Origin of the sequence: Domibacillus robiginosus (assembly GCF_000966195.1) — a bacterium.
Classification (GTDB): domain Bacteria; phylum Bacillota; class Bacilli; order Bacillales; family Domibacillaceae; genus Domibacillus; species Domibacillus robiginosus.
Genome location: NZ_LAHL01000011.1, coordinates 198,449 through 213,377 on the forward strand (window position 1 = coordinate 198,449; position 14,929 = coordinate 213,377).

Below are 14,929 nucleotides of genomic sequence, written 5' to 3' on the forward strand. Positions count from 1 at the left end.
TTGTCTTTCTTTTTATTTTATGTAAAGATAGGTGTCAAGACAACTGTAAAGTGAGGGTGGGCGATGAAAAAAATGCCACAGGCGGTCATTATCGGCTCCGGGATTGCGGCGCTGCAGGCCGCTAGACATTTAGCACTGCATATGAATGTGATTGTTATCACAAAGACGACGATTCGACAAAGCAACTCTTACTATGCGCAGGGCGGGATTGCAGCCGTTTTGTCTTCATTCGATACAAATGAATCTCACATACAGGATACTCTCGCGGCGGGTGAATACCATCATAATAAAGAAGCCGTCAGAGAGCTGGTTATAAAAGGAGCCCATGAAGTAAGCAGCTTATTAAGAGAAGGGTTTCCGGCTGATCGGCAAGCGGATGGAAGGCTTTCATTTGGTTTAGAAGGGGCGCACAGCACAAGCCGAATCGTTCATGCGGGCGGCGATGCAACCGGGAAATGGACAATTGAGCATTTACTGGCACACCTGCCAAAGCAGGTCATCATCCGTGAAGGAGAAATGGCGATTGAACTCATCGTTCATGATGGCATCTGCACGGGTGTTAAAACAAAATCAAGCCGAGGGGATTTGTATCACTATGATGCAGACCATGTGGTGCTGGCTACGGGCGGTGCTGGAGCTCTTTATTCGTTTACCTCTAACCAGGAAACGATTACGGGTGATGGGATTGCTTTGGCCTGCCGGGCTGGAGCTGCAGTGACCGATATGGAATTTATGCAGTTTCACCCGACTCTTTTATTTATAAATGGTGAAACGAAAGGGCTTGTTTCAGAAGCGGTCAGGGGAGCAGGGGCTGTACTGGTCGATGGACAGGGCCGCAAAATAATGAAAGATATACATCCGCTTGAAGATTTAGCACCCCGTCATGTGACAGCTTTTGAGATATACAAAGCCCGTCAGCAGGGAAGAGATGTTTTTTTGGATATCTCGATGATTGAACAGTTTGACCGCCGCTTCCCGTCCATTGCCGCGTTATGCCGCCGGCACGGCGTGGATGTTACAAAAGGACGCATCCCTGTTGCACCGGGAAGCCACTTTTTAATGGGCGGCGTACAAACAGATACATGCGGCCGTACGAGCGTAAAAGGGCTGTATGCGATTGGAGAAACAGCCTGCACGGGTGTACATGGAGCAAATCGCTTAGCAAGCAATTCTCTTCTTGAAGGGCTTGCCTTTGGAAAACGCTTTGTTGAAGCGGTGCTTCACGACAAAGAAGAGAAAAGGAGTGTTTATAGGCCGAAGCCAGTGGTGCCGGTGTCCCCTCCGCCGCTTTTGCAAAAAGGAGAGCTTCAGGCGGCCATGATGGAAGGAGCCGGTATTATCCGAACAAAAAAAACGCTTCAAGAACTTGAAGACTGCTTAAAGCAGGCAGGAGCACAAAAAGGGGACATCAGCGGCTGGCCGATCGAAAAAATCGAGCGTTTCTTTATGCATATAACCGCTTACTTGATTGTTTCCGCCGCGTTAAAACGTACTGAGTCACGCGGCGCTCATATTCGGGCTGATTATCCAGAAAAAAATGAGCAATGGGCAAAAACATGGATCACCTTTCAAAATAAATGGCTATATACAAGGAGTGAAGGGCATGAATGGCATGAAACTGGACGATATGCTGAAAGCTTTTTTTATTGAGGATATAGGAGACCGCGACCTGACAGGAGAAAGCATTTTTGGTGAAAACGAAGCAGGTACGTTTTCTTTTTGGGCAAAAGAAGCCGGTGTTTTTTGCGGAAGAGCCGTGATTGAACGAGGGTTCAGACTTGTAGACGAGACGATTTCTGTAAATGTGCTGAAACGGGACGGAGACCAGGTGGAAAAGGGAGAGTGCCTCGCCAGAATTACAGGGCCGTATCGATCCCTTTTAGCGGGAGAGCGGGTCATTTTAAATTTGGTTCAGCGAATGAGCGGGATTGCCACAGCTGCGGCGGCCGCCGTAAAACAAACAGAAGGAACAAGAGCGAGAATATGTGATACAAGAAAAACGGTTCCCGGCCTTCGTATGCTTGAAAAGTATGCGGTTCGGACAGGCGGTGCCTTCAATCACCGCAATGGGCTCTATGATGCCATTATGCTCAAGGATAACCATATTGCATTTGCAGGCGGAATCGAGCAGGCTGTAACAAAAGCGAAGCAGTCATGCGGACATACAGTCAAAATTGAAGTGGAAATTGAATCGGAAGAACAGCTCAAAGAAGCTGTGCAGGCAGGCGCGGATATTATTATGTTTGATAACTGTACGCCGGATGAGATCGAGGCGTGGCTGCCCCTTGTACCGGCGCATATTGAAACAGAAGCGTCAGGAGGCATCGAGCTTGAAACAATCCGTGACTACGCGTTAACGGGAATCGGATGGATCTCGCTTGGCACATTAACACATTCCGTTCAAGCACTTGATATTAGCGCAAGAGTAGAAATGAAAGGAGAGGTTTTACATGGCATTAACTGAACTGGTTAAAGCGATTCTGCCCGATCGGTACCGGCAAATGGCGCAGGAGGATATGGAAGCACGGGTGCGGGAAATCAAAAAGGAAATGGGTAAATCGTTATTTATTCCTGGCCACCATTATCAAAAAGATGAGGTCATTCAATTTGCAGACGCAGTAGGAGATTCTCTTCAGCTTGCACAGGTCTCAGCAGCGAATCGTGAAGCAGAACATATTGTGTTTTGCGGCGTTCATTTTATGGCGGAAACAGCCGACATTTTAACAAGTGAAAAACAAACGGTTTACCTGCCGGATATGCGTGCAGGATGCTCCATGGCGGATATGGCTGATATTTATCAGACAGAGCGTGCGTGGACAGCCCTTCAGGCGTTGTTCGGTGACACAATGATTCCTTTGACTTATGTGAATTCAACCGCGGCGATAAAAGCTTTTACCGGACGCCATGGCGGCTCATGTGTTACTTCATCCAATGCAAGGTCAATGGTAGAGTGGGCGTTTACGGAAAAGCCGCGTATTTTGTTTCTGCCGGATCAGCACCTTGGGCGCAATACAGCTTTTGACATTGGTGTGCCGCTTGAAGAAATGGCGGTCTGGAATCCGATTACTGATACATTGGAATATGAAGGAGACATGGAAAAAGTCCGGGTCATTTTATGGAAGGGACACTGCTCGGTTCATGAAAATTTCACGGTCGCTAATATTGAAGAACTGCGCCGTACACGGCCGGATATAAAGATTATCGTTCATCCGGAATGCCGCAGAGAAGTAGTGGGATTGGCGGACGATAACGGTTCCACAAAGTATATTATCGATGCCATTGAGCGAGCTGAGCCGGGTACAGCCTGGGCTATCGGAACAGAAATGAACCTTGTCAAACGGATTATAGCGCAGCATTCGGACAAAGAAATCATCTCGTTAAATCCGAATATGTGTCCGTGCCTCACAATGAACCGGATTGATCTGCCACATTTGCTTTGGTCACTCGAAACCATTGCAGAAGGAAAGAGCGGAAACGTTATTCAGGTGGATTCACGCACGGCCCAAGAAGCCAAATGGTCGCTTGACCGTATGCTGGCACGGACGAACTGATTTTTTCGCACACCGGCCTACCGGGCGCATACAATATGGGAGAATGATCATTGAGGAGGGACACAATGAAGATCCATATTGTGCAGCGCGGTGATACGCTATGGTCGATTGCCGAGAAACATGGAGTGTCGTTTGAAGAAGTGCAAAAATTAAATGCTCACCTGGCCAATCCGGATATGATCGTTCCGGGTATGAAAATTAAATTGCCTGATACGGCTACAGTCATGGAAAAAAGCCATCCATATGCAAACAATAAACCACTTGCATACCCGCCTTTAATGGAAGAAACAAAAGAAATGGAAGAAAACATGCCGTCTGAACCTGAACTGACTATGCCGGAGAACTGGATGACAGAACCAGCGCCGGTACCAGCACCATCCATGCCATCTGTACCACAATCACCATCCATGCCGTCTGTACCGCAGGCGCCACCGCAGATGGAGATGGAAATGGAGATGGAGATGCCATCGATGCCTTCTCTGCCACCGCAGATGGAGAATGAAATGATGATGCCGTGCCCGCCGATCCCGTGTTATTTTGTGCCGGTGCCTTATCCAATGCCGTATATGCACCAGCCTTATGAGATGATGCCGGAGTCGGAAGATCATGAAGAAAATGAAAGCTATGAAGGTCATGAAAACATGCATTATCCAAATATGATGATGCCAAGATGTCCATATTGTCACCGTTAATAAAAAAGGCGTGCGTTTTCGCACGTCTTTTTTGTGTGTATGCAATTGATTGTTTTTTTGTATATTTGCGCAATTTTCAGATAAAATAGTACCGAAAATGAATGATTTTGCCATAAAACAGTCATAAATAATCATAACGTGAGTGTTTTTGAAAAATAATGATTGAAAATGATTGTTTTTACGTGAAAGCGGTTATATAATGGAAGTGAGAAAAAGTAAAGGAGGGATGCAGCCAGTGCTGACAGAAGAACGCCACGCTACAATTTTAAATTGTTTAAAAGAAAAAGAAGTGGTTAAGATTCAAGAACTGACTGAAGCAACAGGAGCGTCAGAATCGACCATCCGCCGTGATTTGACGGACCTGGAAGAATCAGGACTCCTCAGGCGGGTTCACGGCGGCGCTGCAAAAGTATCCAGGAAACGTATTGAACCATCAATGGGTGAAAAAAGTAATCGTTTCTCAGAAGAAAAGCGTGCGGCCGGGCGACTGGCTGCATCCCTTATTGAAGACAATGACTGCGTGTTTATTGATGCGGGAACAACAACACTTGCTCTTATTCCATATATTCAGGCGAAAAATATTGTCGCTGTCACAAGCGGTTTTGATCATTTGCGTCTCTTAGCTGAACAGGGAATTGAAGCGTACGGAACAGGCGGCCGGTTAAAGCAGTCTACAGAAGCTTTAACGGGGACAGGAGCGGTACACGGCCTTCAGCAATATTGGTTTGACAAAGCATTTCTTGGAGTAAACGGGATTCATTTAAAAGCAGGCTATACTACACCGGATCCGGAAGAAGCAGCTGTGAAAACAGAGGCAATAAAGCGTGCTCAGCAGCCGTTTATTTTAGCGGATGCGTCTAAATTTCAGGAAAGCACGTTTGCTCATATTGCTGATCTTGAAGACGCAGTCATTATTACGGGCAAAATCCCGGAGAAAACAAGACGGATGTTCGAGAAAGTCACGGACATCAAGGAGGCACTATCATGATTTACACATGCACACTAAACCCAGCCATTGATTACGTGATAAGGGTCGATCAATTTCAAGCGGGTGAATTAAACCGCTCTGAAAGCGCAGATATGTATGCTGGAGGAAAAGGAATTAACGTATCGCGTGTTCTGAAGCGCCTTGAAAGTGACACTTGCGCTATTGGTTTTGCAGGCGGATTCACAGGTGAGTTTATCAAGAGCGAATTGGATCGTGAAGGAGTACTGCACCGATTTACATCTGTTGAAGGCGCCACGCGCATCAATGTTAAGCTAAAGTCAAATAGCGAAACCGAGATTAATGGGCCATCACCTGCTATTTCAGAAGAGAATGCAAAGCAATTGGTTCAGCTAACGAGCGAATTAACAGATCGGGACTGGCTTCATATTGGCGGCAGTGTACCGTCTTCATTGCCAGCAGACTATGCAGGAATGTTAATTGATGCGGCAAAAGGAAAAGGCGCACGTGTTGTAGTTGATACAAGCGGTGCAGCTTTAAAGGCTCTTCTGCCGTACAAGCCGTTTTTCGTAAAGCCGAATCATCATGAGCTGGGAGAATTGTTCGATACGAAAGTAGAAACAAAAGAAAAGGCGGCATCCATTGCTCGAAAACTAGTGGATGAAGGCGCCCAAAATGTCATTGTCTCCATGGGCGGAGATGGTGCTGTTTTAGTTAATGAGGAAGGCGTTTATTTTGCTTCTTCTCCAAAAGGCACAGTGAAAAACACTGTCGGATCCGGAGACTCCATGGTAGCGGCATTTATGGCTAAAATTGATGCAGGTCTGGCGCCGCATGAAGCATTCCGCTGGGCAGTTGCCGCGGGAAGCGCGACAGCATTTTCCGATGATTTGTGTACAAAAGCAGAAGTAGAAGATGTATACAGCCGTGTGACGATTGTAAAAGCAGAGCAGGAGGGGTTAGTATGAAAATTACAGACTTACTGAAAAAAGACACAGTCATTATGGACTTGTCTGCAACGGATAAAGCGTCTGTTATTGATGAGCTGGTTGCGAAACTAGATCAAGCCGGCCGTTTAAACGACCGTGCTGCCTATAAAGAAGCCATTTTAGCTCGTGAAGCACAAAGCACAACAGGTGTGGGAGAAGGCATAGCGATTCCGCATGCGAAAACAGCAGCTGTTAAAACACCGGCTGTAGCATTTGGCCGTGCGAAAAATGGAATTGACTATGAATCATTAGATGGACAGCCATCTACACTATTTTTTATGATCGCAGCTCCAGACGGTGCAAATGAAGCGCACTTAGAAACACTTTCAAGCTTATCAGGCTTTTTAATGGACCCGGGCTTCCGGGATGAGCTGTTGAACGCAAAAAACGAAGATGAAATTATTCAAGCATTTGATCTGCGTGAAAATGCTGAAGAAAAAGAAGAAACAGCGCCACCTGCCGAAACGGATGCTCCGCTCGTGCTGGCAGTAACAGCCTGCCCGACAGGGATTGCGCATACGTATATGGCAGCAGACTCACTCAAAGCAAAAGCAAAAGAAAAAGGTCTTAACTTTAAAGTCGAAACAAACGGCTCAAGTGGCGTGAAAAACGCGCTTACAGCCGATGAAATTGCGAAAGCGTCAGCCATTATTGTCGCAGCGGACAAGCAGGTAGAAATGGAGCGCTTTAAAGGCAAGCATGTGATTCAGGTACCGGTTGCACAGGGAATCCGCAACCCGGATGGACTGCTTGATCGTGCCGTAAAACAGGATGCTCCTGTATTCCAGGGCGGTGGTTCCGCATCATCGTCATCTGATGAGGGCACTTCTGCGGGCAGCGCATTTTACAAGCATTTAATGAGCGGTGTATCCGCGATGCTTCCGCTTGTAGTTGGTGGCGGTATCTTAATTGCCATTTCGTTTTTCTTTGGTATTCATGCAGCGGACCCAGAACATGAGTCTTATAATTCTTTTGCCAAAGCGTTAAGTGATATCGGTGGCGGCAGCGCCTTTGCTTTAATGATCCCGGTATTAGCCGGCTTCATTGCGATGAGTATTGCGGATCGTCCCGGTCTTGCTCCTGGTCTTGTTGGTGGTTTACTAGCTGCAAATGCTAATGCTGGTTTTCTGGGCGGCTTAATCGCCGGTTTCCTGGCTGGTTATCTTGTAGTAGGATTGAAAAAGCTTTTTGCTGGCCTTCCACAGGCGCTTGACGGAATTAAACCGGTTCTTTTGTATCCACTGTTTGGTATTTTCTTGACGGGTATCATCATGGTATACGTTGTAAATGGTCCAGTTGGTGCCTTGAACAGATGGCTTGTAGATGTTCTGGGCGGTATGGGAACAAGCAACCTTGTTCTTCTAGGTATTTTGCTTGGTGGTATGATGGCAATCGACATGGGCGGTCCGATCAACAAAGCCGCTTTCACATTTGGTATTGCCATGATCGATGCCGGCAACTTTGCACCGCACGCAGCGGTTATGGCCGGCGGTATGGTTCCGCCACTTGGTATCGCGCTTGCGACAACAATCTTTAAAAACCGTTTTACTGCGCAGGAACGCGATGCCGGTAAAACAAACTATATTATGGGTCTTTCTTTCATTACAGAAGGCGCGATTCCATTCGCAGCAAAAGACCCGGCACGCGTAATTCCGGCAGCAGTAGCCGGTTCAGCAGTAGCCGGTGCACTTACAATGATCTTCGGTGTTAAATTGCCTGCACCGCATGGTGGAATCTTCGTTTTCCCTGTTGTACAAGGAAATCCGCTTCTTTACCTGGTAGCAGTCCTGTTGGGTGCAGTTGTAACGGCTCTCCTGCTTGCTGTTTTGAAAAAGCCAGTAAAATAAGAAACAAAGGCAGTTCAACCCCGGTTGAACTGCCTTTTTCTATGGAAAAAAGCCAGAGAAACGGATAGTATTAAAAGAAAAGGGAAACGGAGAGATAAAATGGGAAACTTGCAGGGAAAGAAAATTGCCATTACCGGTTCACGTAAAATGGCCGAAATGAGCATGATGGTTCAAAAAAAAGGCGGCACTGCTTACGAACGGCCGCTTCAGGAAACAATAAAATGCAAGCCGGAAGATATGCAGGAGATCTTGAATGATGTGATAACAAATGGAACAGACTGGAGCGTTTTTACAACTGGAGTCGGTACAACAGCACTTTTTGAAGCAGCAGCCTCACTTGGCTTGAGTGAACCATTTCAAAAAGCGATAAAGGCTTCTCGGATTGCTACGCGTGGCTACAAAACAGTGCAAGAATTAAAAAAATATGGTCTAGCACCGGACATCATTGATGGGGACGGTACAAATGCCGGGCTGCTTGGAGCGCTTGAAGAAGTAGATCTGGCTGATCAGCGTGTGTTCCTACAGCTTCATGGAGAGCGGGTGCCGGCTCTTGAGAAGGGATTTGCGGAAAAAGGAGCAGAACTAACATGCATTATGCCGTATGAAACAACAGTCCCCTACCCTGAAATGGTTACGAAACTGGTTCATGAAGTAATCGACGGCGAAATGGATGCGGTTTTGCTAACGGCAACACCGCAAGTGCGTGTGTTATTTAAAGAAGCGGAGAAACAGGGGCTGGCTGAACAGCTGGCACAGGCGTTTAATGAAAGAGCTGTCGCTGGCTCGATTGGCAGGGTGACGACTGGAACATTAAACGAATATGGCGTTACTCGCGTTATTGCTCCGGAGCATGAGAGAATGGGAGCACTAGTTGTAGCGGTTGATGAATTTTTTAAAGGTAACTGAATATTCAGGGAACAAATGTTTCTTTTTGAGCGCTGATATGATATGATACAATGAACAAAGTGTGTAAAAGGAGACAAAAATTTGTACGAATACATTAAGGGAATGATTTCATTTATTGGGCCGGAATATATCGTCGTGGAAAACAGTGGTATTGGCTATCGGGTGCTCACACCGAACCCATTTGCTTTTTCAAAACATGAGCAGGAGCAAAAAATGATTTATTTGTATCAGCATATCCGTGAAGATGCTCATTTATTATTTGGATTCGCAACAGCGGAGGAAAAAAGATTGTTTGAAAAGCTGATCAGTGTATCGGGTATCGGTCCAAAGGGAGCGCTGGCTGTTCTTGCCTCTGGTACGCCAGCGCATGTAGTAAATGCGATCGAGCGCGAAGACGAACCGTATTTAGTTAAATTTCCGGGCATTGGCAAAAAAACAGCTCGTCAAATGATTCTAGATTTAAAAGGGAAGCTAGATGATGTTGCAGCAGACTCATTGACTGGCTTGTTTATTCCAGAACAGCCAGACGATGCTGTATCAGGGAATGCGGCACTTGACGAAGCGCTCCTTGCTCTAGAAGCACTTGGATATTCTGCGCGGGAAATCAAGCGTATTACAGGGCGGCTTGAGAAAGAAGCAGCTATGTCCACGGATGAATACATTCGAAAAGGGCTACAGCTGCTGCTCGGATAGGAAGGAGGGACTGGATTGGAAGATCAGCGTGTACTATCAGGCGGAGCCGGGGCAGAAGAGCGGTTTGAAGAGCAGTCGCTCCGGCCACAAACACTAAGCCAATACATTGGACAAGAACAGGTAAAACAAAACCTGTCTATTTTTATTGAAGCTGCTTTAAAAAGGGAAGAAACACTCGATCATGTCCTTTTATATGGACCGCCGGGCCTCGGAAAAACAACGATGGCAGCGGTTATTGCGAATGAAATGGGAGCCGGTTTTCGGACAACGTCTGGACCGGCAATCGAACGCCCGGGAGATTTGGCGGCGGTGTTAACTGCGCTTTCTCCTGGAGATGTCCTTTTTATCGATGAGATTCATCGGCTGCCGCGTTCTATCGAGGAAGTCCTTTATCCAGCGATGGAGGATTTCTGTCTTGATATCGTCATTGGAAAAGGACCGGAAGCAAGGTCAGTCCGGCTTGATCTGCCTCCATTTACGCTTATTGGAGCAACAACACGTGCGGGTTCACTTTCTGCGCCGCTTCGTGACCGATTTGGTGTTCACTCGCGATTAGAGTATTACACGCCCGATCAATTGAGAGAAGTGGTGCTGCGGACTGCAGACATACTCGGGACAGCGATTGACGTAGAAGGCGCTGGCGAGCTGGCACGCCGCTCACGCGGAACGCCTCGGATTGCCAATCGTTTATTAAAACGAGTACGGGATTATGCAGAGGTGCGAGGGGAAGGCTATGTTACGATCCAAAAAGCGAATGAAGCTCTTGAACTTCTTCAAGTTGACCGTCTTGGTCTTGATCATATTGACCATAAACTGCTGAACACGATCTTAAACCGTTTTAAAGGCGGTCCAGTCGGCCTGGATACACTTGCGGCCAGCATTGGTGAAGAATCTGCTACAATTGAAGATGTATATGAGCCTTATCTGCTGCAGATTGGTTTTCTGCAGCGAACGCCGCGCGGAAGAATTGCGCTGCCAGCCGCCTATGAGCATTTCGGGATGGAAGTGCCGGCTCCATGACAAGCATCGGGAAAATGCTTATGCTGGCCGGTGCTGTCTTGTTCCTTATTGGGCTTTTTGTCCAATTTGGAAAGCTCGGCCGCCTGCCGGGTGATATTGTCATCAAGAAAGAAAATGCAACCTTTTATTTTCCGATTGTAACGTCGATTGTGGCAAGCATCGTGCTGTCGCTTCTTTTTTATGTAATTGGAAAATGGAGATGAAATTAGAGGTGTAAAAGATGAAAGTGGAAGATTTTGATTTTAATCTGCCAGAGGAATTAATTGCGCAGACACCGCTTAAAGAGCGGACCAAGAGCCGTTTGATGGTATTGGATAAACACACGGGAAGCGTCACTCATGAAACGTTCCAAAACGTCACAAACTATTTGCAGCCCGGAGACCTTCTTGTATTAAATGATACGAAAGTGCTGCCGGCACGTCTTCATGGTATCAAAGAAGAAACCGGCGCCAATATTGAAGTGCTTCTTCTAAAGCAGGATGAAACAGATGTATGGGAAACACTTGTAAAGCCGGCAAAACGCATTAAAGAAGGAAGCGTTATTTCATTCGGAGAGGGCAAGCTTAAGGCGGTTTGCATCGGTGAAAAGGAACAGGGCGGACGCCTGCTCCGCTTCGAATACGAAGGCATTTTTTATGAGGTGCTTGATGAGCTTGGTGAAATGCCGCTGCCTCCATATATTAAAGAGCAGCTTGAGGAAAAAGACCGTTACCAGACTGTGTATGCAAAAGAGCGCGGTTCTGCTGCAGCACCGACAGCTGGTCTTCATTTTACGCAGCCGCTTTTAGCCGAGTTAAAGGAAAAAGGCATACGGATCGAATTTATTACACTTCATGTCGGTCTCGGAACATTCCGTCCGGTGTCTGTTGATTCTATTGAAGATCATGATATGCATGCAGAATATTACACAATTTCGGCGGGAACAGCAGAAGCGATTCGGGAAACGAAAAAAACAGGCGGCCGTGTTATTGCAGTCGGCACCACTTCTGTCCGCACGCTTGAAACGGCAGCGCGTGAGTTTGGCGAGGTCAAACAATCAAGCGGCTGGACCGACATTTTTATTTATCCGGGATTCGAGTTTCGGGCGATTGATGGAATGATTACAAACTTTCATCTGCCGAAATCCACGTTGATTATGCTGATCAGTGCCCTTGCCGGCCAGCAGCCTGTACTTGCAGCGTACGAAGAAGCAGTAAAGGAAAAATACCGCTTTTTCAGTTTTGGAGACGCGATGCTTATTATTGATGGGAAAGGTGACAAAACGAATGACAGCCATTAAATACGAACACATTAAAACATGCAAACAAACAGGAGCGCGCCTTGGCCGTGTACATACACCGCATGGCAGCTTTGAAACACCGGTTTTTATGCCGGTCGGAACGCTTGCTACTGTAAAAACAATGGCGCCGGAAGACATCAAAGCAATGGGCGCCAACATTTTACTCAGCAACACCTATCACTTATGGCTCCGTCCTGGACACGATATTGTTCAGGAGGCAGGCGGTCTTCATAAATTTATGAATTGGGATGGAGCGATCCTGACAGATTCGGGCGGATTCCAGGTGTTTTCACTAAGTGAATTCCGGAAAATTGAAGAAGAAGGCGTTCATTTCCGCAATCATATTAATGGTGATAAATTATTCCTTTCTCCAGAAAAAGCGATGGAAATTCAAAATGCTCTTGGCTCTGATATTATGATGGCCTTTGATGAATGCCCGCCGTATCCTGCTGAGTATGAATACATGAAGAAGTCAGTGGAGCGCACATCACGCTGGGCAGAGCGCTGTCTGGCTGCACATAAACGGCCGCAGGATCAAGGGCTGTTTGGAATTGTACAGGGCGGTGAATATGAGGAACTGCGTAAACAGAGTGCTCGTGATCTTGTGTCATTGGACTTTCCGGGCTATGCGATTGGCGGCTTGTCTGTAGGGGAGCCAAAAGATGTGATGAACCGTGTGCTTGATTTTACGACTCCGCATTTGCCGGCAGATAAGCCGCGTTATTTAATGGGGGTAGGATCACCGGATTCTCTTATTGACGGGGCTATACGCGGAATTGATATGTTTGATTGTGTACTCCCGACACGCATCGCCCGCAATGGAACTCTGATGACAAGTGAAGGAAGACTCGTAGTCAAAAATGCAAAATATGCCCGCGATTTTGGTCCGCTTGACCCAAATTGTGACTGCTATGCATGCCAAAACTATTCGCGTGCGTATGTCCGCCATCTGCTTCATTGTAATGAAACATTTGGAATTCGACTTACGACTTACCATAACCTACATTTTCTGATAAAATTAATGGAAAACGTACGTCAAGCGATCCGAGAGGACCGGCTTGGTGATTTCCGCGAGGAGTTCTTTGAGCAATACGGGTTCAACCGTCCGGATGCAAAAAACTTTTGACGTTGTTTGTTTTTAGAAAGGAGTGAAAAACACGAATGGAAGCATTAGCTCAGTTTCTTCCTTTAATTATCATGTTTGCTCTGTTTTATTTCCTGTTGATTCGCCCGCAGCGAAAGCGTCAGCGTACAGTAATGGAAATGCAGAACAACTTGCAAAAAGGAGACAAAATCGTCACGATTGGCGGACTTCACGGTATGATTGAATCATCCGATGAAACAACGATCACGATTGTAGTCGGCGATGGTACGCGTTTAACGTTTGACCGTTCTGCAGTACGTGATGTAGTAAATAAAAGCACAGTATAAAATGGAAAAGCCCGGAGAAATCCGGGCTTTTTATGTGCGCCAAAACAAGACGGTGGAAAGATCCTCCTTCTTAAAAATGCCGAGTACAGCAGCGCCAGCCAGATAAACGAGCAGACACCCTGCCAGTCCACCTCCAAGATAAAGAAAGGTATTTCCTGTTAAAAAAGGCAAGAAAGCCTGCGCACTCAAATACGTAAAAACAAGCAATAAGCCGATTTTTGCATATAAGCCGTATTGAAGCGAAAAAGGAACCGCTTTTAACATAGACGCGGTGTGAAGAAGTGTGACGATTACGATGCTAGCAGCAATTGCGATAGCTGTACCGCGTATACCAAACGATGGCTGACTGGCCAGGATAAAAATGATAAGAAGTTTTACTGCTGCTCCGTAAAAGCTGTTCAGCATAGCTGCGCGTGACAGGTTAAGGGCCTGCAGAACAGCCTGCAGCGGCCCCTGACAATAATAAAGGAGAAAAAATGGAGCCATAAGCTGAATTAAATCAGCTCCTTTTTCGGTATGGTACATCACAAGCATAAACGGTTCAGCAAATAAAAACAGCACGACCGTAGCAAAACCGCCCGAAAACAAGCAGAAGCGGATGGATTCATTTACCCGCCAGGCTACATTGCTGAATCTTTTTTTACTAAACGATTCACTAATATCCGGCACAAGGGAGGAGGAGAGAGCAACGGTTAAAAAAGATGGCAGGAACATAAGCGGCAGCGCATATCCCGTCAGCACACCATATTCCTTCATTGCTTCATTCGCTGCGAGTCCTGCAATAGCCAGGCTTTTGACCACAACGATCGGTTCCAAAAACCAGGCACCAGACCCGATCAGCCGGCTTCCTACAGCCGGAAGAGCTGTTTCAGCAAGTTCACCGAAAAGCGGTCGGCTTGTCCGCCTGCCGGGATACCGGCGGACTTTTTTCCATTCTGACCGAAAGGCACTGAGCAGATAAAGGAGAGAAACCAATTCTCCTGCAGAAGCTGCTGCCATGGCACCTGCAGCGGCATATTCAATTCCATAAGGCAGCAGGAGCCGACCGGCTACTATAATCAGGCCGATTCTGACAACCTGCTCAATCAGCTGAGAAAGAGCAGCGGGCTTCATATTCATTTTTCCTTGAAAATAACCGCGCACAATCGAAGAAACAGCGATGATCGGAATAGAAGGTGCGATCGCGTAAAGCGGTAGTACCGCCCGCTTGTCATGAAACAGGTTTTCAGCTAAATAGGGCGCAAGAAACCAAAATAAAGGGGTTAAAACAGCAGCCAGTGAAAGGGTGATAAAAAGGGATGTGCATAAAATATGCTTTCGCTGCGCGTCATTCTCTGCCGCTGCGACACTTCGAGTGACAGCAACCGGCAGTCCGAATTGAACGGCTGTAATGGTCAAAATAAAAGCGGGAAACACAGCCATATATAAGCCAATGCCTTCTTCGCCGATTAAACGGGCAATGACCATCCGATTGACAAAACCAAGGATTTTTACAAGGAAAATGGCGCCTGCGAGCCACATGGTTCCTTTTATAAATGATGACAATCTGCCACCGCCTTTTCTAAGAAAGTAATT

General features: G+C 46.7%; 15 protein-coding genes. 14 read left to right on the plus strand and 1 reads right to left on the minus strand.

Going from position 1 to position 14,929, the window contains the following annotated elements; genetic code table 11:
• The first annotated feature begins 63 nt into the window (after positions 1-63).
• From nadB to yajC, 14 genes are all read left to right on the plus strand, one after another.
• Entirely contained in the window at positions 64-1,650 is a 1,587-nt protein-coding gene (gene nadB / locus VP97_RS08110; RefSeq protein ID WP_050181240.1) for an L-aspartate oxidase, read from the plus strand.
• Positions 1,604-2,464: a carboxylating nicotinate-nucleotide diphosphorylase gene (gene nadC / locus VP97_RS08115; protein ID WP_050181241.1), complete on the plus strand. Its 861-nt coding sequence runs from the start codon at positions 1,604-1,606 to the stop codon at positions 2,462-2,464. Before nadB ends, nadC begins: the two co-directional genes overlap by 47 nt.
• The gene (gene nadA, locus VP97_RS08120; RefSeq protein WP_050181243.1) at positions 2,451-3,551 is read left to right on the plus strand and encodes a quinolinate synthase NadA; all 1,101 of its coding nucleotides are present in this window, start codon (positions 2,451-2,453) and stop codon (positions 3,549-3,551) included. The genes nadC and nadA overlap by 14 nt, the downstream gene beginning before the upstream one ends.
• A gap of 65 nt (positions 3,552-3,616) precedes the next feature.
• On the plus strand, positions 3,617-4,243 hold the full coding sequence (locus VP97_RS08125) for a LysM peptidoglycan-binding domain-containing protein (protein ID WP_050181244.1): 627 nt from the start codon (positions 3,617-3,619) through the stop codon (positions 4,241-4,243).
• A 235-nt stretch (positions 4,244-4,478) separates the two neighbouring features.
• Positions 4,479-5,231 (plus strand): DeoR/GlpR family DNA-binding transcription regulator, encoded by a 753-nt coding sequence (locus tag VP97_RS08130; protein ID WP_050181311.1) that lies wholly within the window; start codon positions 4,479-4,481, stop codon positions 5,229-5,231.
• Positions 5,228-6,157 (plus strand): 1-phosphofructokinase, encoded by a 930-nt coding sequence (pfkB, locus tag VP97_RS08135; protein WP_050181246.1) that lies wholly within the window; start codon positions 5,228-5,230, stop codon positions 6,155-6,157. Before VP97_RS08130 ends, pfkB begins: the two co-directional genes overlap by 4 nt.
• On the plus strand, positions 6,154-8,025 hold the full coding sequence (locus VP97_RS08140; RefSeq protein ID WP_050181247.1) for a PTS fructose transporter subunit IIABC: 1,872 nt from the start codon (positions 6,154-6,156) through the stop codon (positions 8,023-8,025). Before pfkB ends, VP97_RS08140 begins: the two co-directional genes overlap by 4 nt.
• Positions 8,026-8,124: 99 nt before the next feature.
• A complete protein-coding gene (locus VP97_RS08145) occupies positions 8,125-8,931 on the plus strand; it encodes a uroporphyrinogen-III synthase (protein ID WP_050181248.1) in 807 nt (268 codons plus the stop codon).
• 81 nt (positions 8,932-9,012) lie between these two features.
• Positions 9,013-9,624 carry a Holliday junction branch migration protein RuvA gene (ruvA, locus tag VP97_RS08150; RefSeq protein WP_050181249.1) on the plus strand — a complete coding sequence of 204 codons (612 nt, stop codon included), beginning with the start codon at positions 9,013-9,015 and terminating at the stop codon, positions 9,622-9,624.
• A gap of 15 nt (positions 9,625-9,639) precedes the next feature.
• Positions 9,640-10,644: a Holliday junction branch migration DNA helicase RuvB gene (gene ruvB, locus VP97_RS08155; RefSeq protein WP_050181251.1), complete on the plus strand. Its 1,005-nt coding sequence runs from the start codon at positions 9,640-9,642 to the stop codon at positions 10,642-10,644.
• Positions 10,641-10,847, plus strand: a complete 207-nt coding sequence (locus tag VP97_RS08160; RefSeq protein WP_050181252.1) for a DUF2905 domain-containing protein — start codon at positions 10,641-10,643, stop codon at positions 10,845-10,847. The genes ruvB and VP97_RS08160 overlap by 4 nt, the downstream gene beginning before the upstream one ends.
• A 17-nt stretch (positions 10,848-10,864) precedes the next feature.
• Positions 10,865-11,923, plus strand: coding sequence for a tRNA preQ1(34) S-adenosylmethionine ribosyltransferase-isomerase QueA (gene queA / locus VP97_RS08165; protein WP_050181253.1), 1,059 nt, complete (start codon positions 10,865-10,867; stop codon positions 11,921-11,923).
• The gene (gene tgt / locus VP97_RS08170) at positions 11,910-13,049 is read left to right on the plus strand and encodes a tRNA guanosine(34) transglycosylase Tgt (RefSeq protein WP_050181254.1); all 1,140 of its coding nucleotides are present in this window, start codon (positions 11,910-11,912) and stop codon (positions 13,047-13,049) included. Before queA ends, tgt begins: the two co-directional genes overlap by 14 nt.
• A 35-nt stretch (positions 13,050-13,084) precedes the next feature.
• Complete coding sequence (gene yajC / locus VP97_RS08175) at positions 13,085-13,354, plus strand: preprotein translocase subunit YajC (protein WP_050181255.1); 270 nt, start codon at positions 13,085-13,087, stop codon at positions 13,352-13,354.
• Positions 13,355-13,384: 30 nt separating this feature from the next.
• Here the strand turns inward: yajC and spoVB are convergent, their stop codons facing one another.
• Positions 13,385-14,899: a stage V sporulation protein B gene (gene spoVB / locus VP97_RS08180; RefSeq protein ID WP_050181256.1), complete on the minus strand. Its 1,515-nt coding sequence runs from the start codon at positions 14,897-14,899 to the stop codon at positions 13,385-13,387.
• Positions 14,900-14,929: the final 30 nt, after the last annotated feature.